This is a genomic window from Halobaculum sp. EA56 (assembly GCF_051195075.1).
Taxonomy (GTDB): domain Archaea; phylum Halobacteriota; class Halobacteria; order Halobacteriales; family Haloferacaceae; genus Halobaculum.
The window spans coordinates 520,188-538,749 of record NZ_JBNTJX010000001.1 but is presented as its reverse complement, the minus strand read 5'-3'; the positions used below and the strand labels follow the sequence as shown (position 1 = coordinate 538,749).

Genomic DNA, 18,562 nt, shown 5'->3' with positions numbered 1-18,562 from the left:
GACCGCACAGGCGCCACCGGCTTGACTGCTCCGTCACACGTCAGCGACGCGCACGGTCCGCGAGGGGGGCGACGGCCGACCCCGCGAGCACCCACCCGGCCAGCAGGAGCGCGCCGACGAGTTCGGGGACCGCGATGCCGTCCCCGGCGTCGAGGACAGCGAGCCACGCCGCCCACGCGGCGACGTGGACGACGGGCGCGAGGAGGAGCAGCCTCCCGACGAGGGTGTCGCGCCTGCGGAGGCCGTCGGCCCCGAGCAGGAGCGTGAGCCCGAGGAAGAAGCCGACGGCGACGGGGGCGTGAAGCGCGGTTTCGGCGGGGAACGCGCCCACGCCGGCCATGAGAGCGGACACGACCGCGAACAGGGCCGCGACCGCCCGCCCGACGCGGTCGCGGGCGGTCGCCCACAGCGCCCACGCGTACGGGAGGGCGAGCGCCCCGCCGACGATCAGGCCGCCGTTGAACGCCGCGGCGACGACGCGGTCGGCCGCGACCCCGAGGTCCGAGAGGGCGTTCGCCGTCCACGAGAACCACGGCGCCAGCGCGACCGCGAGGGCGATGCCGCCCAGCGAGACGACGACGGAGGCGACGCCGAAGACGGCGGCCACGCGCTCGGGAGGGAGGTCGGTCATCGTGCGGGCGTCTCGCGCCGGGGATATCGGCGTTGTCCAACGCCGGTGAACGGGCCGGGCGTGGTCGGCGCGGTCGGTCGCCGTCAGCCGTCGGGGTCGCCGTCAGCCGTCGGGGTCGCCGACTGTCCGGTCGGCGCCGGCCGTGTCGCCGTCGGAGTCGGCGGCGGCGTCGCCGACGGGGTCGCGGCCAACGTGCTGGCCCCAGAATCCGGGGAACTTCTCGACGGTCACGTCGCCGAGCACGGCGGTCTGACACGACAGCCGCAGGCCGGCGTCGGGGTCGTGGGGCGGGACGCGCAGGCGGACGCGCTCCCGGCGGGTCGGCTCCGAGACCGCGCCGGCGACGCGGACGGCGCAGGTGCCGCAGGAGCCGTGCCCCCGGCAGTTGAGGGCGTCGGCGCGGCCGTTGTGCGGCGACAGCCCCGCGTCGAGGAGGACGTCCCGGAGGGTGTCGCCACGGTCGCACACGACCTCGGCGCCGCGGAAGCGGACGGTCGGCATGTCCGCCCGTTGGGGCTCCACCGACAAATACCCGGTCCGGTTCGACCCCGGCGGCGACGTCCGCGTCGACGCCCGGCGGCGGGGCCCCGCGTACCCGTCGTGCCGCCTCCCGAACCCTTTCCCCCCGCAGGCGCACACTCCGGACGATGACCGACTTGGATCTCCCGGCGCTCGGCCTCGGCACCTCCGCGAACGACGACTTCGAGGAGTGCGCCGAGACGGTGCGCGCCGCTCTCGACCTCGGCTACCGACACGTCGACACCGCGCAGATGTACGACAACGAGGCGGCGGTGGGTGAGGGGATCAGCCGCGCGGACGTCCCCCGCGAGGAGGTGGTCGTGGCGACGAAGGTCCACCCGGACAACCTCGCGTACGACGACGCGAAGCGCACGGCCCGGGAGTCGCTGGAGCGCCTCGGCCTCGACTCGGTGGAGCTGCTGTACGTCCACTGGCCGACCTCGGCGTACGACCCCGGCGGGACGCTCCGGGCGATGGACGAACTTCGCGACGAGGGCGTCTGTGACCACGTCGGGCTGTCGAACTTCACGCCCGACCTGCTGGACGAGGCGCGGGCCCGTCTCGACGCCCCGGTCGCCGCCCACCAGGTCGAGTGTCACCCCCTGTTCCCGCAGGACGATCTCCGGGCGTACGCCGTCGAGCACGGCCACTACCTGGTGGGGTACTCGCCCCTCGGGCGCGGCGAGGCGCTGGAGGACCCGCTCCTCGGGGAGATAGCGGAGAAGCACGACACGAGTACCGCGGCGGTCTGTCTCGCGTGGGCGTTCGCGCAGGAGGCGCTGGTGCCGATCCCGAAGGCGACCGGCGACCACGTCCGCGCGAACTACGAGGCGCGGGACCTGGAACTGGACGCGGAGGACCTCGACCGGATCGCGGCCCACGACGTTCGCGAGCGGGTGATCGACCCCGACGCGGCGCCGTGGAACCGGTAGGCCGCCCCCGACAGCACGCCCCGGGCGACGGGGAGCACCCGCCCTGCCGCCCGACGGCTCACAGCTCGATCCCGAGGCGGCCCAGCGCGAGCAGGAGCAGGTAGCCGACGACCCCGAGCGCGAACAGGAGCGCGGGGAACACGAACGGCCCGAACACGGAGACGAGCGCGTCGAGGGGGCCGAGTTGCACACCCCGGCTTCGGCCGGTTGCGGCTTAACGCCCCCGCTCCCGGCCGCCGGCGTCGCCGCGTCCCCCGTCGTCGCCGCCGTCGGTCGCCGGCGACCGGGATCCGGGGTCGGGGTCGCCGACGCGGTCGCGGTCGGCCGCGTCGGGACCCGCGTCCACCGGGGATTCGCGAACCGTCAGGTCCCGGCGGGGGTACGGGATCTCGATGCCGGCCTCGGCGAACCGGTCGTGGACCGCGCGGTTGAGGCGGTGGACCGCCTTCGCGCGGCGGGTCGGGGAGGCGACCCAGCAGAGCAGTTCGTACTCCAACGCGGAGTCGCCGAACCGCCGGAAGCGACACCGGGGCTTCGGGGAATCGAGCACCAGCGTTTCGGCGGACGCGACGTCGACCAGCAGGGCCTCTAGGTCGTCCAGGTCCGTCCCGTAGGCGACGCCGACGGGCACCCGGACGCGGCGGCGGCGCGACGGCGCCGACTGGTTGATCACCTTCGTCGCGTTGAGCACGGAGTTGGGGACCGTGACGAGCACCTCGTCGCGGGTGAGCAGGGTCGTCGAGCGCACGCCCACCTTCACCACAGTGCCGGTCTCTCCGGTGTCGAGTTCGACGAAGTCGCCGACGCGGTAGGTGTCGTCGAAGTACAGCGCCACCCCGCCGAAGAAGTTGGCGACGGTGTCCTTCGCGGCGAAGCCCACGGCGATGCCGGCGATACCGGCGCCCGCGAGCAGCGGCGTGACGTCGATCTCCCAGATGTACAGGACCGTGCCGACCGTGCCGACGGCGACCGCGAGCGTCCAGACGTTCGAGAACACCGGCGCGAAGTCGTAGCGCGCGCCCTGCTCCTGGAGGTAGTCGACGCCGCGGTTGACGACCTCGTTGAGCGCCCACGCCCACAGCAGAACGACCACCGTCAGCGCCGGGTCGCCGAAGAACGCCTCCAGCGCCGCCCCCGAGACCGGGACGGCGGCGACGACGCCCTCGATCCGGGTGAGGAGGTACACGCCCGCGAGCGCGAGCGAGGCGACCAGCGGGACGCGAACCTCCGCGAGCGCGATCTCGTCGAGGCCCGTCTCCGTGCGGGTGACGAACCGCCTCGCCGCGCGGATCACGACGAACTCGGCGACGACCGCGGCGCCCAGCGAGACACCGAGCACGACCGCGGCGGCCTGCCACGGCGCCAGCGCGTCCAGGGAGGCGAGAGGGTCCATGCTCTCCCGGACGCGCGCACTCGGATATATACTTTCGCCGACATGGACACCGTCGCCGACGCGGCGACCGTCCCGGTGCCGTCCCGTCCACACCGCCCCCTACGTCGCCCGTCCGCGATCCCGAGCGTTCTTGACCGAAGACGCCCCATCGCCGGCCGTGTACAAACGGGGTCACCTCGGCGTCGCCATGCTGACGCTCGCGCCGATCACGTTCTGGCTGCTCTCGGCGGGCTTCCCGGTCTTCGCCGCGCTCGTCGCCGGCACGGTGCTCTACCTCGCGATGCTGCCGGACGTCGACCACCGCGTGCCCGGGATCTCCCACCGGGGGCCGACCCACTCGCTGCTGTTCGCGGCCGTCGTCGGCGCCGTCTTCGCCGGCGCCGCCTCGCTCGTCGAACCCGTCCTCTCGGTCGCGGTGCCGGGCGGCGTCTCCATGGTCGCGTTCGGCTTCCTGCTGGGGTTCGGAACGGTCGTCGCGCACCTGCTGGGCGACGTGATCACCCCGATGGGCGTGAACTTCCTGTGGCCGTACCCGCGGGAGTGGTCGCTGTCGCTCACGACCGCCGACTCGACGGCGTGGAACTGGGGGCTGTTCGCGCTCGGCGTGTTCGCGCTCGCGGCGGCGGTCGTGCTCGCGGCGCGGGGCGTCCCCGTCTGAGTGGACGAGTCGGAGGGAGTACCGATTTATCCCGGGTCGCCGTACCCCGGCGTATGCCAGAGGAGTCCCCACGGCCCGACCTGCTCGACGACGCCCAGCGCCGCTTCCCGGTCCCCGACTACGACGAGGTGCCCGAGGACGTCCGCGAGCGACTCGACGAGGAGACCGAGCGCGCGGGGTTCACCCCGAACGTCATGTCGGCGCTCGCGTACAAGCCGAGCCACTTCCGGGCGTTTATGGCGTTCCACGACGCCCTCGTCGAGGACACCACGCTCGACCGCGAGGAGGTGGAGATGATCGTCGTCGCCGTCTCCGGCCGGAACAACTGCCTGTACTGCAACGTCGCTCACGGCGCGCTCGTGCGCATCTACGCGGAGGACCCCCACCTCGCGGACCAGCTCGTGTCCAACCACCGGACCGCCGACGTGAGCGACGAGCGCATGGCGATGCTGGAGGTGGCGGTGAAGCTCACCGAGGAACCGGACGCGGTGACGACCGAGGACCTCGACCTGCTGTCCGAGGCTGGCTACTCCGAGGAGGAGGTGTGGGACATCGGCATGGTCGCGGCGTTCTTCAACCTCAGCAACCGGATGGCGACGTTCGCCGACTGGCGCCCCAACGAGGAGTTCTACACGATGGCGCGGTAGCGGACCGCGAGCCCGTCACGTGGTCCGGCCGGACACGGCGCTTCCTGAACGCCGGGATCACGCCGTCGACTCGACCTCGTAGGGGTCGGGCACCGCCGCGATCAGGTCCAGCGGGTCGGCGTCGCCCTCGACGACCGCCTCGTCGGCCTCGTGGTCGGCGGCCGCGCTCTCGACGCCGTCGACCCCTTCGAGCGCCTCGATCACGTTCGCCTCACAGCCGTCGCAGGTCATTCCGGTGATCCGCATGGTCGTCGTCACGTCTCGGCTGTGCCGTTCGCGGCTCATTCGGGTTTCGATATCGGAACCGGAGCAGGATCCCGAGGTCGGTTCGTTTCCACTCGATTCACGTCGAATAGGGCTTTGTTTGAAAGGTTCTGTCGCCGTCACGCTTAACGATCGAAGACACAAACCGCATGAATACGGACCCCGTACTAGCGGGCAATGAGTGACAGACAGCGCGTGACCGTCGACGTGGGCGGCATGACGTGCGCGAACTGCGCCGCGACCATCGAGGACGCCGTGGCGGACCTCGACGGGGTCGGCGAGGTCGCCGCGAACTACGCCACCGACGAGGCGACCGTCGAGTACGACCCCGAGCGCGTCACGCTCGCCGAAGTGTTCGAGGCCGTCGAGTCGGCGGGCTACGACCCCATCGCAGAGACGGTTACCGTCGGGATCACCGGGATGACCTGCGCCAACTGCTCGGCGACCGTCGAGGACGCCGTCGAGGACCTGCCCGGCGTCGTCTCGGTCGACGCCAACTACGCCACCGACGAGGCGACGGTGCGGTACGCGCCCTCGGTGACGAGCCCGGAGGCGGTCTACGACGCCATCGAGGACGCGGGCTACGAGCCGATCCGCGGGGACGGGGCGGGCGAGGACGGGCGGTCCGCGAAGGACGCCGCCCGCGACGCGGAACTGACGCGTCAGCGCCGGCTGACGCTGTTCGGCGCCGTCCTGTCGGCGCCGCTGGTGGCGATGCTCGCGTTCGAACTGTTCGCGCCGGGCACGCTCCCCGAGCGGATCCCGGGGACGGGCCTCCCGCTCGGCTGGGTCGCGTTCGCGCTCGCGACGCCCGTGCAGGTCGTGCTCGGCCGGGAGTTCTACGTGAACGCCTACAAGGCGGTCGTCGTCAACGGCCGCGCGAACATGGACGTGCTCATCGCGCTGGGCTCGTCCACCGCGTACGGCTACTCCGTGATCGCCCTCCTGGGGGTCCTGCCGCAGGCCGGCCTCTACTTCGACACGGCCGCGCTCATCCTCGTGTTCATCACGCTCGGCAACTACCTGGAGGCGCGCTCGAAGTCGCAGGCGGGCGAGGCGATCCGGTCGCTGCTGGAGCTGGAGGCCGAGACGGCGACGCTCGTCGAGGAAGACGGCACCGAGCGTGAGGTGCCGCTGGAGGCGGTCGAGGTCGGCGACCGCCTGAAGGTCCGCCCCGGCGAGAAGGTTCCCACCGACGGCGTCGTCGTCGACGGGGAGTCCGCCGTCGACGAGTCGATGGTCACCGGCGAGTCGGTGCCCGTCGAGAAGGGCGACGGCGACGAGGTGATCGGCTCGACGGTGAACGAGACCGGCGTGCTCGTGATCGAGGCGACGAAGGTCGGCGAGGAGACGGCGATCCAGCAGATCGTCGAGCGCGTGAAGGAGGCGCAGTCGCGCCAGCCCGAGATCCAGAACGTCGCCGACCGCATCTCCGCGTACTTCGTCCCGGCGGTGATCGCCAACGCCCTGCTGTGGGGCGCCGTCTGGACGCTCGCGCCGGAGACGCTCGCGTCGGCCGTGACGGCGCTCCCGCTGTGGGGGCTCGCCGCGGGCGGCCCGGCCGCCGTCGGCGTCACCGAGTTCGCGGTGCTGGTGTTCGCCTCCGCGGTCCTCATCGCGTGCCCGTGCGCGCTGGGGCTGGCGACGCCGGCGGCGACGATGGTCGGCACGAGCATCGGCGCACGGCACGGCGTCCTCTTCGAGGGCGGCGACGTGCTGGAGCGCGTCCGCGACGTCGACGCGGTCGTCTTCGACAAGACCGGCACCCTGACGCGCGGCGAGATGACGCTCACCGACGCCCGCCCCGTCGCGCCCGCGACCGACGGCGCGGCGCCCGCCGGCGAGTCGACAGACACGGAGGCTGAGGCGGAGGCGACGACGCCCGCGGGCACCGGTGGCGGCGCGGCCGCGGTCGAGCCGGTCCCCGAGGGGAGCGCCGAGCGGCGCCTGCTCCGGGCGGCCGCGACCGCCGAACACGGCAGCGAGCATCCCATCGCCGAGGCGGTCGTCGCCGGCGCCCGCGAGCGCGGCGTCGAGCCCGGCGACCTCGACGTGCTCCAGAACGTCTCCGGGAGGGGGATCCGCGCGCGCACCGAGCACGGGACGGTCGTCGTCGGCAAGCCGGACCTCCTCCGCGAGGAGGACGCGGACCCCGAGCCGGCGATGGACGCGATGCGGGAGCTGGAAGCCGAGGGCAAGACCGCGATGCTGGTCGCGGTCGACGGCGAGCTGCTCGGCGTGCTGGCGGTCGCCGACGAGGTGCGCGAGTCCGCGACGTCGGCGGTGTCGCAGCTCCGCGACCGCGACGTCGCGGTCCACATGATCACCGGCGACAACGAGCGCACCGCCCGCGCGGTCGCCGAGCGCGTCGGCATCGACCCCGACAACGTCCGCGCGGGCGTCCTCCCGGAGGACAAGGCCGACGCCGTCGAGGCGATCCAGGCGGACGGCTCGCGGGCGATGATGGTCGGCGACGGCGTCAACGACGCGCCCGCGCTCGCGGCGGCGTTCGTCGGCGTCGCCATCGGCTCCGGCACGGACGTGGCCATCGAGGCCGCGGACGTGACGCTGATGCGCTCGGACCCGCTCGACGTGGTGAAGGCGATCAACGTCTCCGAGGGGACGCTCTCGAAGATCAAACAGAACCTGTTCTGGGCGCTCGGCTACAACACGGCGATGATCCCGCTGGCCTCGCTCGGGCTGCTCCAGCCGGTGCTGGCGGCGGGCGCGATGGCGATCTCGTCGGTGTCGGTGCTGACGAACAGCCTGCTGTTCCGCTCGTACGACCCCGACGAGCGGTACCGGCTGCTCGGCCGGTTCCGCTGAGCGGGGGGGTCGTCGCTCCCGCGGCGCGCCGGTTCGCGTCGGCCCGCTACAACACGCCGAACAGGAAGCCGAGCCCCATCCCGACGAGCACGACCGCCGAGACGGTCGGGAAGTGCTCGGCGTACCGCTCCACGCGCTCCTCGAAGCGCTCGTAGCCGGCGACCAGCGCGAGCGTCAGCGCCGTGATGACGACGACGACCGTGACGGCGTACGCGATCATCAGCCCGAGACAGTGGTCCGAGCCCGCACAGATCGCGATGATCTCGAACTCCTCCTCGTGGGCGAACCCGAGCACGAACGCGGAGACGGCGATGCCGGACAGGCCGTCGTCGGCGGAGAGCGCGTCGTGGGCGTGGTTCCGGTCGTCGCCGGGGGCCCCGTCGCCGACGAGCGGGAGCGCGGCACGGAGACGGCCGAGGACGCTCCGCCCCGCGTCGCCGTCGGACCCGTGTTCGTGGCCGGCTTCCCGCCCCGTCTCCGGGAGGTCGACGTCCGCGTGAAGCCGGCCGGGCGTCCCGTCGCCGTCGGCGTGGACGTTCTCGCCGTGAACGTGGTCGCCGTGGCCGTCTCCCTTCCCGTGCTGGTGGGCGTGACCGTGGCCGCCGTCCGCGTGACCGTGGCCGTCGGCGTGGTCGTGGCCGGGGCCGTGCGAGTGGCCGTGCCCCCCGCCGCGGTACTCGCGCACGCCGAGCAGGACCAGGAGGACGCCGGCGACGACGCCGATCGGTGAGCCCACCGGGACGCCGGCGACGACCATCGGCTCGGAGAGCCCGTCCACCGGGAGGCGCGTCTTGAGGAGGAAGAACGCGCCGACCACCGCGAGACTGGAGACCAGGTGGCCCACGCCGATGACGAGGCCGCCGACGAGCCCGGCGAGCCACGCGTTCGCGCGGTCGAACGCGTAGGCGGCCGCGACCGGCCAGCCGTGGCCCGGCTCGGCCCCGTGTAGCGCGCCGAGCGCGACGGCGCCGACGAGCAGGCCGGGGGCGACGTCGTGGAGCACGCCGTGGACTCGGCGACGGGACCCGAAAACGGCTGTTATGACCGCGCCGGCGTCCCCGTAATACCGAAACGCCGAACCGCCGGCGGCGACGAGGGGGAGCCATGCGAACGAGCCTGAACGTCCCCGACGACGCCCTCGCGGAGTTCGACGCCGTCGCCGAGGCCGAGGGGTTCGACTCCCGCTCGCGGGCCGTGCGGGAGGCGATGGCCGAGTACGTCGAGCGACACACGCGCCTGGAGGACGCCGCCGGCGAGGTCGCCGCCGTCGTCGCGTTCGACTACGTCCACGACGAGGTGATCCGCGCGCTCCACGGCGTCCAGCACGACTACCAGGACGTGATCACGACCACCTCTCACGTCCACCAGGGCGAGTGGTGTCTGGAGACGGTGTTCTGCCGCGGCGACGCCGCCCGCGTCCGGGAGCTGGTCTACCGCCTGCGCGACTTCGACGCCGTCCGGCGGGTGCGGGTGCTCTCGCTGGTCGACGAGGGGCGCTGACCGGGGGGAGGGCTCCGACCGCGTCGCCGGCGGGGGGAGCGACCCACCGGCTACAGCGTCCCGTTCTCTCCCATCTCGCGGATCTCGGCCGCGCGCTCCTCGATGGCGGCCCACTCCTCGTCGCCCCTGTCGTCGACGTGCGAGTACATCAGCCCCATCCGGCCCGTCCCCCGGAGCACCTCCTCGTTGTCCTTCAGGAAGTCCCAGTAGAGGGCGTTGAACGGGCAGGCGTTCTCGCCGGTCGTCTTCGTGTGGTGGTAGGGGCACGACGAGCAGTAGTCGCTCATGCGGTTCACGTAGTTCGCAGAGGAGGCGTACGGCTTCGAGGAGAGCGCGTCCGTCGCGAACGACCCCATGCCGACGACGTTCGGGGTGGTGACCCAGTGGAAGGCGTCGACGAAGCCGAGGTGGAACCAGCGATTCAGCTCGTGGGGGTCGGCGCCGTAGATCAGCGCGAAGTTCGCGAGCACCATCAGGCGCTCGATGTGGTGGGCGTAGCCGTGCTCGCGGACGTGCCCCACCGCCTCCGAGAGGCACGTCATGTCCGTCTCGCCGGTCCAGTACGCCTCCGGGAGGTCCCGCGTCTGGTCGAGCTGGTTCGCCTCGGCCATCCCCGGCATCGACTCGCGGTACACGTGGCGCACGAACTCCCGCCACCCGAGCACCTGCCGGAGGAACCCCTCGACGGAGTTGAGCGGCGCGTCGTGCCCGTCGTCGTGGTAGGCCTCCTCCACGGCGTCCACGACCTCGCGGGGGTGGAGCAGCCCGAGGTTGATCGCCGGCGACAGAAGCGAGTGCGAGAGCGCCCACTCCCCCTCGACCATCGCGTCCTGGTACGGCCCGAACGCCGGGAGGCGCACCTCGACGAACTGCTCTAGGGCGTGCAGCGCCTGCCCGCGCGTCACGGGCCAAACGAAGTCCGCGAGGTCCGCGCTCCCCCAGTGGTCGTCGTAGCGCTCGGTGACGAACTCGTGGACCTCCCGGGTGAGCTCGTCGGGCTCGAACTCGGGGATCGGCGGCGGCGACCAGCCGTCGGGCGGGGTCTCGCGGTTCTCGTCGTCGTAGTTCCACTCGCCGCCCGCGGGCTCGCCGTCCTCCATCAGCACGCCCGTCTCGCGGCGGACGTGGCGGTACCAGTGCTCCTGGCGGAACGTGTCGCCGGCGGCGTCGCCGTCGCCGGACCCGCCCGAGGCCCGCCCCTCGACCCACTCGTCCCACTCGGCGGGCGTGGTGAGGAACAGGTCGTTCTCGACGAGCGTGCAGTCGCCCCCGCGTTCCTCCACCAGCCGCCGGAGCTCCTCGCCGGCGCCGTGGGTCGGCGGCCGCTGGAGGACGAGCGAGTCGCCGGGGTTCGCCGCGAGGTACTCGTCGAGGCCGTCGCCGAACGTCTCGGCCTCGACGTACGTCACGTCGTAGCCGTCCGCGCGGAGGTCGTCGCGGCAGTGGCGCATCGCCGAGAACACCAGCGTGAGTTTCTGCGGGTGGTACGGCACGCGCTCGGCGAAGCCGTGCGCCTCGATCATGAGCACGTGGTCGTCGTGCTGGAGCGGTGCGGCGTCGGGGTACAGCTGGTCGCCGAGGAGCCAGACGGTCATGTGGGGTGGGCGGTGGTGGGCGGCTGTCGTGGACGGAGAATGCGGTTCCGGTGGCGGGATCGAACGGAGTCAGGTACGGGCTGTGCGAGTAAGGAGGTTACGACGGGACCCGGCGTGCGACGGGCGCCGCTACTCCCCGAAGCGCTCCCGCTCGCGCTCGCGGAGTTCGACCCGGCGGGTCTTGCCCGAGGAGGTCTTCGGGAGCTCCTCGACGTACTCGATCCGTCGGGGGTACTTGTACGGCGCCGTCTCCTCCTTCATGTAGTCCTGGAGCTCGTCGGTGAGCTCGTCGCTCCCCTCGTGGCCGTCGGCGAGGACGACGTACGCCTTCACGACGTTCCCGCGCTCCTCGTGGGGGGAGGCGACGGCGGCGGCCTCCGCGACCGCCTCGTGGGAGACGAGCGCGTCCTCGACCTCGAACGGGCCGATGCGGTAGCCCGCCGAGAGGATGATGTCGTCGGCGCGCCCCTCGAAGAAGAAGTAGCCGTCCTCGTCCTCGCGCGCGAGGTCGCCGGTGCGATAGTAGTCGCCAGAGAACGTCTCCTCGTCGAGCTCGGGCTTCTCGAAGTAGCTGTCGAAGGTGCCCGGGTTGCCGACGGGCACCGCGATCTCGCCGATCTCGCCCGGCTCGACCTCCTCCTCCTCCTGCGTGTCGATGATGGTCGTGCCGAGGCCGGGGGTGGGCTTGCCCATCGACCCCTCCTTCACGTCGATGCCGGGGTAGTTGGAGACGAGACACACCGTCTCGGTCTGGCCGTAGCCGTCGCGGGGGGTGATGCCGTAGGCGTCCTGGAGCGCCTCGATCGGCTCGCGGTTGAGCGGCTCGCCCGCCGACAGCGCCTCCGTCAGGTCGAGGTCGTACGCCGAGAGGTCGGTCTGGGTGAACATCCGGTACTGCGTCGGGACGGCGCACAGGCGGGTGACGCCCTCCTCCTCCATCACCGAGAGGAACTCGTCGGCGTCGAACTCGCCCTCGTACAGGAGCTGGCGCGCGCCGGTGGTGATCCCGACGCCGACGGGCGACCAGAACCACTTCGCCCAGCCGGTGCCGGTCGTCGCCCACAGCAGCTCCTCGTCGAGGTCGACGTCGTCGTCCTCGACGCCCGGCGCGTCGGTTCCCTCGGCGGTGACGCCCCACCAGTAGGGGGCGTTCACCAGCTCGAACGCGCGCATCCACCGGTGGCGGTGGAGCACCGGCTTCGGCTGGCCCGTCGTGCCGGAGGTGTAGTTGATGCTCATCGGGTCCTCGGCGCCCACGTCGGGGCCGTCGTGTTCCGTCTCCCGCCCGTCGAGCAGGCCGTCGAACTCCCGCCAGCCCTCCGGCGAGCCATCGAGACAGATCAGGGTGTCGAGGGGCGTCTCGTCGAGGACGGGTTCGACCATGTCGACGAGCGACTCGTGGGCGACGACGGTCGTCGCCTCGCAGTCGTTCGCGCGGAAGGCCAGGTCCTTCGGCTTCAGCATCGCCGAGCAGGGGACGACGAGCGCCCCGCGCTTGAGCACGCCCAGCTGGATCGCGAAGGCGTCCGGGTGGCGCGGGAACAGGTGCATCACGCGGTCGCCCTCGCCGACGCCGAGGTCCGCCAGCGCGTTGGCGAAGCGGTTCATGTCGGCGTGGATGTCGGCGTAGGTGCGCTCGGCGCGCGTTCCGTCCTCGTCGAGGAAGGTGACGGCGACCCGGTCGCCGTACGCCTCCGCGTGGCCCTCGACGACCGACGGGAGCGTGTAGTCGTCGGGGATGTCCCACTCGAAGTCGGCGACGGCGGTGTCGTAATCGACCGGCATACGCGGACCGTGGACAGTATATGGAATAATCGTTTGGGTGCCGTTGGCGCGTGCCGGAGTCGCCCCGGCGCGTCGCTGTCGCGGGAGCGTTCGCCGCCACGGTCGTTGGGGTCGCCACCCGGGTTTTTGTCGCCTCCCGACGACCCCCGGACATGGAGTACACTACCCTCGGCGACACGGGGATGACCGTCTCGCGCATCTGTCTCGGCTGTATGAGCTTCGGCGACCCCGACTGGCGCGACTGGGTGCTCGACGAGGAGGCGGGGACCGAACTCGTCGAGCGCGCGATCGAGTTGGGCGTGAACTTCTTCGACACCGCCAACATGTACTCCGAGGGCGAGTCCGAGCGGGTGCTCGGGGAGGCGCTCGCGGGGTACGACCGCGACGAGTTCGTCGTCGCCACGAAGGGGTACTTCCGGATGCGCGAGGGCGACCCGAACTCCGGCGGCCTCTCGCGGAAGGCGATCCAGCAGGAGTTGGACAACTCCCTCGACCGCCTCGGGATGGAGACGGTCGACCTGTACCAGACGCACCGGTGGGACTACGACACCCCCATCGAGGCGACGGTGCGGGCGCTCGACGGGGCGGTCCGCGACCGGAAGGCGCGCTACGTCGGCGCCTCCTCGATGTGGGCCCACCAGTTCGCCGAGGCGCTCCACGCGGCCGACCGCCTCGGGCTGGAGCGGTACGCGACGATGCAGAACCACTACAACCTCCTGTACCGCGAGGAGGAGCGCGAGATGCTCCCGCTGTGCGAGCGGGAGGACGTGGGCGTGATCCCGTGGTCGCCGCTCGCGCGCGGGTGGCTCGCGCGGCCGGTCGACGAACTCGACGCGACGACCCGCGGCGAGAGCGAGGAGCACGCCCGCCGCCACCCGTACCTGGAGGGCGGCGGCGAGGAGATCAACGCCCGCGTCGAGGAGTTGGCCGAGGAGAAGGGCGTGAAGATGGCCCAGGTCGCCCTCGCGTGGCTGTTCGAGCAGGACGCCGTCGACGCCCCCATCGTCGGCACCACGAGCGTCGAGCACCTGGAGGACGCCGTCGAGGCGCTCGACCTCTCCCTGTCGTCGAGCGAGATGGAGTACCTGGAGGAGCCGTACGAGCCGGTCCGCGTCTCCGGACACGAGTAGGGCGCCGCGCCGTCCGTTCCGCGTCGACCGCGGAGTAGTGTTATCTAACGTATACGACGGAGAACGCGGAGAGCGGCGCTATCGAGGGAGATTCGGACAGGCTCCGAATAAATCAGGGAGCACGAACGTATCGTTTACAAACATTTATATCTGATAAATACGCCTGTCATGGTATGTCCTCGCACGGACGACGGACGTTTCTGAAGTTGAGCGGCGGCGTACTGGGCGGCATCTTCGCCGGCACGACGGTCACGGCGGCCGAACGGACCGACCGGTTCGTCGTCGAGACGAAGGGGAAGGGCCTGCCGTCGGACCTGACGGTCGTCCACGAGATGCCCGGCGTGAAGTTCGCAGTCGTCGAAGGGAGCGAGTCCGACGTGAAGCGATCGAAGGCGGTGACGGGATACGCGGCGGACATCGAGGTCGAACTGGACGATCCGGGCGTGAACGCGGAAGCGCCGACCGTCGACGAGTCGGACGTGGACGCCCCGTCGTCGAGCGCGAGCGACGAACCGTTCTACCCCCTCCAGTGGGACAAGCAGGCGCTGAACGTTCCGGAAGCCCACGAGGTGACGCAGGGAGCGGGCACTCGGGTGACGATCATCGACAGCGGCGTGGCCGGCGGACACCCCGACCTGGACGTGAACGAATCGCTATCGAGGAACTTCACGGGCGACGGGCTCGGCGCCGCGAACCCCGCGGGCGGCTACCACGGTACGCACGTCGCCGGTATCGTCGGCGCCCTCGACAACGGGGAGGGTGTGATCGGCACCGCACCCGGGACGGACCTGGTCGACTGTCGGGTGTTCTCGCCCAATGCGTTGGCGTCGTTCGCGGACATCCTCGCGGCAGTCGTGTACAGCGCGAACATCGACGCGGACGTGGCGAACCTCTCCCTGGGCGCGTATCCGATCCCGCGGCAGGGGATCGGCCAGTTCTACGGGAAGGCCCTCAACAGGGTGATGACGTACGCGAACAAGGAGGGTACCCTGCTCTCCATCGCCGCCGGCAACGACTCGGCGGACCTCCAGCACGACAAGAACTTCATCAGTCTGCCCAACGAGGGGGCACAGGCGGTGTCGGTCGCCGCCACCGGTCCGATCGGGTTCGGCTGGGACGCCGACGGCGACGGCGACTCGGACGACTTCGCGTCGCCGCCGGAGAGCCCGGCGTTCTACACGAACTACGGGACGAACGCCATCACGCTCGGGGCCCCCGGCGGCGACGCCGACCTCGGCGCCATCGGGACCGGCGTCCCGTGGTATCTCGACCTCGTGTACAACACGCTCGCGATTCCCACGTACGAACAGGATGATGACGGCAATATCACCGGGATCGAGTCGGTCAACCACACGTACGGTTGGCTCGCCGGCACGTCGATGGCGGCGCCGAACGTCGCGGGCGCGGCCGCGCTGGTCAAGAGCGCCAACCCCGACTACAACGCGAACCAGGTCGAGAGCGCGCTCAAGCGCGCCGCCGACGTGCCCGACGGGTACGACAAGACGTTCTACGGGAGCGGGTTCCTGAACGTCGTCGACGCGCTGTAGGCCGGGCGGAGGGGAGACGCCGGCCCCGTCGATCTCGACCCTTTTTGAGTCCCGCCGTCGAGCGCCGGCGGGCGCGCTCGACGGACGGATTCGCGCGGCCGCTACCGATGACCGCCCGACGGCGCCGGGTGATACTATCGTGAAGACAACCGGTTATCGACCGGATACCGTCAGACAGGCGGCATACAACTAAGTCGTATGACATCGAATGGCACGGTATGGTGTCAGTGGAGACGGCGGTGTTCGAGTGCGCGTCGTGCGGGACGTGCGCCCCGTCGACCGGGATCGACTACGACAGCCTCGGGTACGCGGTGTGTCCCGAGTGCGGGGAGACGGAGAGCCCGCTGATCCGGCGACGGCCCGCCCGCGGCCGCGCGGTCCGGTAGCGGGGGTCCGCGGAGGGGAGAGGCGGCCGGGTGTGGGCCGCGAACCGCCGCGTTGTTCACGTGCGAGCGCGAACGGCGGGTATGCCCTGGAGCCCCGTCGAGACGCCCGAGCGGTACGACGAGTGGAAACGCGACGACGGTCACGCGACGCTGCGCGTGCGCGAACACGCCGACGGGAGCGTCGTCGTCAGGCTCGACAGGCTCGAACAGGCGCCCGAGGGGCGGGCCTACCGGCGCGAACGCGTTCCCGACCGGGAGACGGCCGACGACCTGCTCGCGGAGTGGAAGGAGACGTTCGACCGGGACGAGGGGGAGTGACGCCGGGGCGGGTCAGGCGTCGTCGTTCTGGAAGCGCTTCGTCGTCTCGACGAGGGGGTGGCGCGCGTAGTCGACCACGTCGATGTCGTCGATCGACGAGAGCCCCTCCTTGCGGGCGGTCTTCTCCATCCCGAGCTCGACGTGGTCGGCGATGACGATGACGTAGGCGTCCATCTCCTCGACGCCGAGGCGGCGGGCGGCCATCACGCGGTGGTGGCCGTCCGCGAGCACGAGCCGGCCGTCGTCCTCCAGTTCGCCGCTGGCGTTGGGGTTGTCGATGACGACCAGCGGCTCGGCGAGCCCGCGCTCCAGCTCGTACCGTCGGCCCTCCAGCTCGTCGGCGTACACCCGCGCCTGCGTGGGGGTGAGATCCGAGAGCGCGACCGTCCGGCGCTCCTCGGTCGTGTCGACGCCGTGGATCTCCTCCAGGGTGCGCATGAGCTTGCCAACCTTCTCGGGCGTCGCACGCTCGATCTGCGAGCGGATCACGTCCGTGTTCGAGATGATCCCGACGAGGTTGCCCGCGTCGTCGACGACCGGGAGCTTCTGGATGCCCGACCGGAGGATGACGCGCGCGGCGTCGGTGACGTCCATCTCCGGGTGCGCGACGATGATATCGTCGCTCATGACGGTGAACAGCGGGGCGTCGTCGTCCACCGACAGGAGGTCGCGCGCGGAGACGAACCCAACGACGGTCCGGCCGTCGGTGACGGGGAAGCCGTTGTGGTCGCTGTCGAGGATCCGCTCGACCACCTCGCTGACGGTGTCGTCCGGCGACACCGTCGCCACGTCCCGGGTCATGTACGATCGCACCTTCGGCTTGGCGGCCTCGCTCCGGGCGTCGCTCATTCGTGGACGGGTTCGACGGGCGGCGGGGTAAGGGTTCCTCCCGCGGGCGGGGCCACCCCGTCGGGGACCCCCGCCGAGACGCGCCCCTGGTTCAGTCCTTGTCGGGGAACGTGACGGCGCGGTCGGCCGTCCGGACGGGCGCGCTGGGAGCGTCCTCCAGCGTCTCGAAGAACCGGCCGGCGACGATGTCGCGCACGACCTCGGCGAGCGAGTCCCTGGAGTCCTCGTCCACGTCCGCGAGGATGCCCAGCGGCACCTGCGCGCCCGCCATGTCCGCGTGGCCGCCGGCCGAGCCGATCTGGTCGAGGGCGTCCCGGAGCGTCTCCCCCAGGTCGAGGTCGGCGCCGCGGGTCCGCCCCGACGCGTAGACGACGCCGTCGCGATAGCCGTACACGAGCGTCGTGTCGACGCCCTCCATGTTGAGCAGCTGCTCGGCCGCCTGCGCGAGCGCGTCGCGGTCGCGGATCTCCCCGACGCAGGAGGCGACCGCGCTCCCGCGCTGCTCGCGGTTCTCGATGGCCCGCGCGAGCACGTCCAGCACTTCCGGGTTCACGCTCGGCGACTCGACCCGGTCGAGCACCTCCGTGTCGGCGTGCCCGAGGAGGTACGCGGCGGCGTCGAAGTCCGCCTCGCTCACCTCGCGGGTGAAGTCCTTGGTGTCGATCCTGATGCCGTACAGGAGCGCGGTCGCGATCCGCCGCCCGGGGTCGATCCCGAACCGGTCGAGGTACTCGGCAAGCAGCGTCGACGTGGAGCCGACGGCGTCCCGGAGATCGAGGAAGCCCGCGTCGACCGGCTCGCGGGGCGGGTGATGGTCGATCACGACCGCCGGGCGGATGCCCTCGGGGAGGCTGTCGTTGACTCCCGGCCGGGAGTGGTCGACGAGCGCGAAGGCGGCGAACTCCTCGCGGGGGTCGGCCTCGGGGTCGAGCCGGCGCATCTCGATGTCGAGGAGGTTGACGAGCGCGCGGTTCTCCTGGTGGGAGATGTCGCCGTAGTAGCACGCCTCGGCGTCGACGCCGACGGACTCGGCGACGTGTACCAGCGCGACCGCCGAGGCGATGGCGTCCGGGTCGGGGTTGTCGTGGGCGACGACCGCGAGCGTCCCCTCCACCGACCGGAGCGCACGCACCATCGACCGTAGCCGCTCGGCCGTCGCGCCGGTCGCCACGTCGAGCACCCGCTCGGCGGCGACGCCGATGGGGTCGATCACCCGGTCGGCGAGGTCGCGGAGCGCCCGCAGGTCCGCCTCGGTGGCGTCCTCGCCCGCGTACGCGACGATCACGGCGTCCGGGTAGCGCTCGCGGGCGCGGTCGGCCGCGGTGAGGTTGGCCGTCGCCGACGGACCGCCCACGACGACCAGGTCCGCCCGGTCCGGGTAGTTGCCGGGGTCCAGCGGGTCCGCCTCGACCGCCGAGACGTTCTCGTCGCGGAGCGCCGTCACCCGGCCGCTGTCCTCGGTTATCACGTGGAGCGTGCCGGACCGGCCGGTCAGCGACGCGACGATGTCGTTGCCGACGGTCCCGCAGCCGAGCACCAGCCGACGCATTACGGCGATCGGTCGGCCCGGGCCGGGAAAACC

19 protein-coding genes are annotated in these 18,562 nt (G+C 71.7%); 9 read left to right on the top strand and 10 right to left on the bottom strand.

The window, feature by feature from the left end; translation table 11 throughout:
* Nucleotides 1-40 precede the first annotated feature (40 nt).
* Nucleotides 41-631 carry a DUF998 domain-containing protein gene (locus ACQUQ1_RS02835; RefSeq protein ID WP_435062738.1) on the bottom strand — a complete coding sequence of 197 codons (591 nt, stop codon included), beginning with the start codon at nt 629-631 and terminating at the stop codon, nt 41-43.
* 102 nt (nt 632-733) lie between these two features.
* Nucleotides 734-1,132: a 2Fe-2S iron-sulfur cluster-binding protein gene (locus tag ACQUQ1_RS02830; RefSeq protein WP_435062737.1), complete on the bottom strand. Its 399-nt coding sequence runs from the start codon at nt 1,130-1,132 to the stop codon at nt 734-736.
* 146 nt (nt 1,133-1,278) lie between these two features.
* On the opposite strand from ACQUQ1_RS02830, the gene ACQUQ1_RS02825 reads away from it, so the two are divergent.
* Nucleotides 1,279-2,082, top strand: a complete 804-nt coding sequence (locus ACQUQ1_RS02825) for an aldo/keto reductase (RefSeq protein ID WP_435062736.1) — start codon at nt 1,279-1,281, stop codon at nt 2,080-2,082.
* Nucleotides 2,083-2,140: 58 nt separating this feature from the next.
* Here ACQUQ1_RS02825 and ACQUQ1_RS02820 read toward each other — a convergent pair whose 3' ends face one another.
* Both ACQUQ1_RS02820 and ACQUQ1_RS02815 read right to left on the bottom strand, forming a co-directional pair.
* On the bottom strand, nt 2,141-2,272 hold the full coding sequence (locus ACQUQ1_RS02820) for a hypothetical protein (protein WP_435062735.1): 132 nt from the start codon (nt 2,270-2,272) through the stop codon (nt 2,141-2,143).
* A 24-nt stretch (nt 2,273-2,296) separates the two neighbouring features.
* Complete coding sequence (locus tag ACQUQ1_RS02815; RefSeq protein ID WP_435062734.1) at nt 2,297-3,475, bottom strand: mechanosensitive ion channel family protein; 1,179 nt, start codon at nt 3,473-3,475, stop codon at nt 2,297-2,299.
* Nucleotides 3,476-3,632: 157 nt separating this feature from the next.
* On the opposite strand from ACQUQ1_RS02815, the gene ACQUQ1_RS02810 reads away from it, so the two are divergent.
* Together ACQUQ1_RS02810 and ACQUQ1_RS02805 are read left to right on the top strand one after the other, a co-directional pair.
* The gene (locus tag ACQUQ1_RS02810) at nt 3,633-4,133 is read left to right on the top strand and encodes a metal-dependent hydrolase (RefSeq protein WP_435062733.1); all 501 of its coding nucleotides are present in this window, start codon (nt 3,633-3,635) and stop codon (nt 4,131-4,133) included.
* Between the two features lie 53 nt (nt 4,134-4,186).
* Entirely contained in the window at nt 4,187-4,780 is a 594-nt protein-coding gene (locus tag ACQUQ1_RS02805) for a peroxidase-related enzyme (protein ID WP_435062732.1), read from the top strand.
* A gap of 57 nt (nt 4,781-4,837) precedes the next feature.
* On the opposite strand, the gene ACQUQ1_RS02800 is transcribed toward ACQUQ1_RS02805, so the two are convergent.
* The gene (locus ACQUQ1_RS02800; protein WP_435062731.1) at nt 4,838-5,065 is read right to left on the bottom strand and encodes a cation transporter; all 228 of its coding nucleotides are present in this window, start codon (nt 5,063-5,065) and stop codon (nt 4,838-4,840) included.
* A 156-nt stretch (nt 5,066-5,221) separates the two neighbouring features.
* Between ACQUQ1_RS02800 and ACQUQ1_RS02795 the strand changes: the two genes are divergently transcribed.
* Entirely contained in the window at nt 5,222-7,870 is a 2,649-nt protein-coding gene (locus ACQUQ1_RS02795; protein WP_435062730.1) for a heavy metal translocating P-type ATPase, read from the top strand.
* A gap of 46 nt (nt 7,871-7,916) precedes the next feature.
* Here the strand turns inward: ACQUQ1_RS02795 and ACQUQ1_RS02790 are convergent, their stop codons facing one another.
* Entirely contained in the window at nt 7,917-8,873 is a 957-nt protein-coding gene (locus tag ACQUQ1_RS02790; RefSeq protein ID WP_435062729.1) for a hypothetical protein, read from the bottom strand.
* 101 nt (nt 8,874-8,974) lie between these two features.
* Between ACQUQ1_RS02790 and ACQUQ1_RS02785 the strand changes: the two genes are divergently transcribed.
* On the top strand, nt 8,975-9,370 hold the full coding sequence (locus ACQUQ1_RS02785; protein WP_435062728.1) for a CopG family ribbon-helix-helix protein: 396 nt from the start codon (nt 8,975-8,977) through the stop codon (nt 9,368-9,370).
* 50 nt (nt 9,371-9,420) lie between these two features.
* Here the strand turns inward: ACQUQ1_RS02785 and ACQUQ1_RS02780 are convergent, their stop codons facing one another.
* Complete coding sequence (locus ACQUQ1_RS02780) at nt 9,421-10,965, bottom strand: cryptochrome/photolyase family protein (RefSeq protein WP_435062727.1); 1,545 nt, start codon at nt 10,963-10,965, stop codon at nt 9,421-9,423.
* A 129-nt stretch (nt 10,966-11,094) separates the two neighbouring features.
* Nucleotides 11,095-12,750, bottom strand: coding sequence for an acyl-CoA synthetase (locus ACQUQ1_RS02775; RefSeq protein ID WP_435062726.1), 1,656 nt, complete (start codon nt 12,748-12,750; stop codon nt 11,095-11,097).
* Between the two features lie 152 nt (nt 12,751-12,902).
* On the opposite strand from ACQUQ1_RS02775, the gene ACQUQ1_RS02770 reads away from it, so the two are divergent.
* The 4 genes from ACQUQ1_RS02770 (at nt 12,903) to ACQUQ1_RS02755 (ending at nt 16,131) form a co-directional block, all read left to right on the top strand.
* The gene (locus ACQUQ1_RS02770) at nt 12,903-13,880 is read left to right on the top strand and encodes an aldo/keto reductase (protein ID WP_435062725.1); all 978 of its coding nucleotides are present in this window, start codon (nt 12,903-12,905) and stop codon (nt 13,878-13,880) included.
* A 173-nt stretch (nt 13,881-14,053) separates the two neighbouring features.
* Entirely contained in the window at nt 14,054-15,427 is a 1,374-nt protein-coding gene (locus tag ACQUQ1_RS02765) for a S8 family serine peptidase (protein WP_435062724.1), read from the top strand.
* 218 nt (nt 15,428-15,645) lie between these two features.
* Entirely contained in the window at nt 15,646-15,813 is a 168-nt protein-coding gene (locus ACQUQ1_RS02760) for a hypothetical protein (RefSeq protein ID WP_435062723.1), read from the top strand.
* 81 nt (nt 15,814-15,894) lie between these two features.
* Nucleotides 15,895-16,131 (top strand): DUF7543 family protein, encoded by a 237-nt coding sequence (locus tag ACQUQ1_RS02755; RefSeq protein WP_435062722.1) that lies wholly within the window; start codon nt 15,895-15,897, stop codon nt 16,129-16,131.
* Between the two features lie 12 nt (nt 16,132-16,143).
* Here ACQUQ1_RS02755 and ACQUQ1_RS02750 read toward each other — a convergent pair whose 3' ends face one another.
* A complete protein-coding gene (locus ACQUQ1_RS02750; RefSeq protein WP_435062721.1) occupies nt 16,144-16,980 on the bottom strand; it encodes a CBS domain-containing protein in 837 nt (278 codons plus the stop codon).
* 91 nt (nt 16,981-17,071) lie between these two features.
* Nucleotides 17,072-18,529 (bottom strand): DHHA1 domain-containing protein, encoded by a 1,458-nt coding sequence (locus ACQUQ1_RS02745; protein ID WP_435062720.1) that lies wholly within the window; start codon nt 18,527-18,529, stop codon nt 17,072-17,074.
* Nucleotides 18,530-18,562 lie beyond the last annotated feature (33 nt).

Bases quoted from the DNA above. Each gene is read 5' to 3' on its own strand.
- ACQUQ1_RS02835 (WP_435062738.1), bottom strand. From the start codon at position 631: ATGACCGACCTCCCTCCCGAGCGCGTGGCCGCCGTCTTCGGCGTCGCC.
- ACQUQ1_RS02830 (WP_435062737.1), bottom strand. From the start codon at position 1,132: ATGCCGACCGTCCGCTTCCGCGGCGCCGAGGTCGTGTGCGACCGTGGC.
- ACQUQ1_RS02825 (WP_435062736.1), top strand. From the start codon at position 1,279: ATGACCGACTTGGATCTCCCGGCGCTCGGCCTCGGCACCTCCGCGAAC.
- ACQUQ1_RS02815 (WP_435062734.1), bottom strand. From the start codon at position 3,475: ATGGACCCTCTCGCCTCCCTGGACGCGCTGGCGCCGTGGCAGGCCGCC.
- ACQUQ1_RS02805 (WP_435062732.1), top strand. From the start codon at position 4,187: ATGCCAGAGGAGTCCCCACGGCCCGACCTGCTCGACGACGCCCAGCGC.
- ACQUQ1_RS02800 (WP_435062731.1), bottom strand. From the start codon at position 5,065: ATGAGCCGCGAACGGCACAGCCGAGACGTGACGACGACCATGCGGATC.
- ACQUQ1_RS02795 (WP_435062730.1), top strand. From the start codon at position 5,222: ATGAGTGACAGACAGCGCGTGACCGTCGACGTGGGCGGCATGACGTGC.
- ACQUQ1_RS02785 (WP_435062728.1), top strand. From the start codon at position 8,975: ATGCGAACGAGCCTGAACGTCCCCGACGACGCCCTCGCGGAGTTCGAC.
- ACQUQ1_RS02780 (WP_435062727.1), bottom strand. From the start codon at position 10,965: ATGACCGTCTGGCTCCTCGGCGACCAGCTGTACCCCGACGCCGCACCG.
- ACQUQ1_RS02775 (WP_435062726.1), bottom strand. From the start codon at position 12,750: ATGCCGGTCGATTACGACACCGCCGTCGCCGACTTCGAGTGGGACATC.
- ACQUQ1_RS02770 (WP_435062725.1), top strand. From the start codon at position 12,903: ATGGAGTACACTACCCTCGGCGACACGGGGATGACCGTCTCGCGCATC.
- ACQUQ1_RS02765 (WP_435062724.1), top strand. From the start codon at position 14,054: ATGTCCTCGCACGGACGACGGACGTTTCTGAAGTTGAGCGGCGGCGTA.
- ACQUQ1_RS02760 (WP_435062723.1), top strand. From the start codon at position 15,646: ATGGTGTCAGTGGAGACGGCGGTGTTCGAGTGCGCGTCGTGCGGGACG.
- ACQUQ1_RS02755 (WP_435062722.1), top strand. From the start codon at position 15,895: ATGCCCTGGAGCCCCGTCGAGACGCCCGAGCGGTACGACGAGTGGAAA.
- ACQUQ1_RS02750 (WP_435062721.1), bottom strand. From the start codon at position 16,980: ATGAGCGACGCCCGGAGCGAGGCCGCCAAGCCGAAGGTGCGATCGTAC.
- ACQUQ1_RS02745 (WP_435062720.1), bottom strand. From the start codon at position 18,529: ATGCGTCGGCTGGTGCTCGGCTGCGGGACCGTCGGCAACGACATCGTC.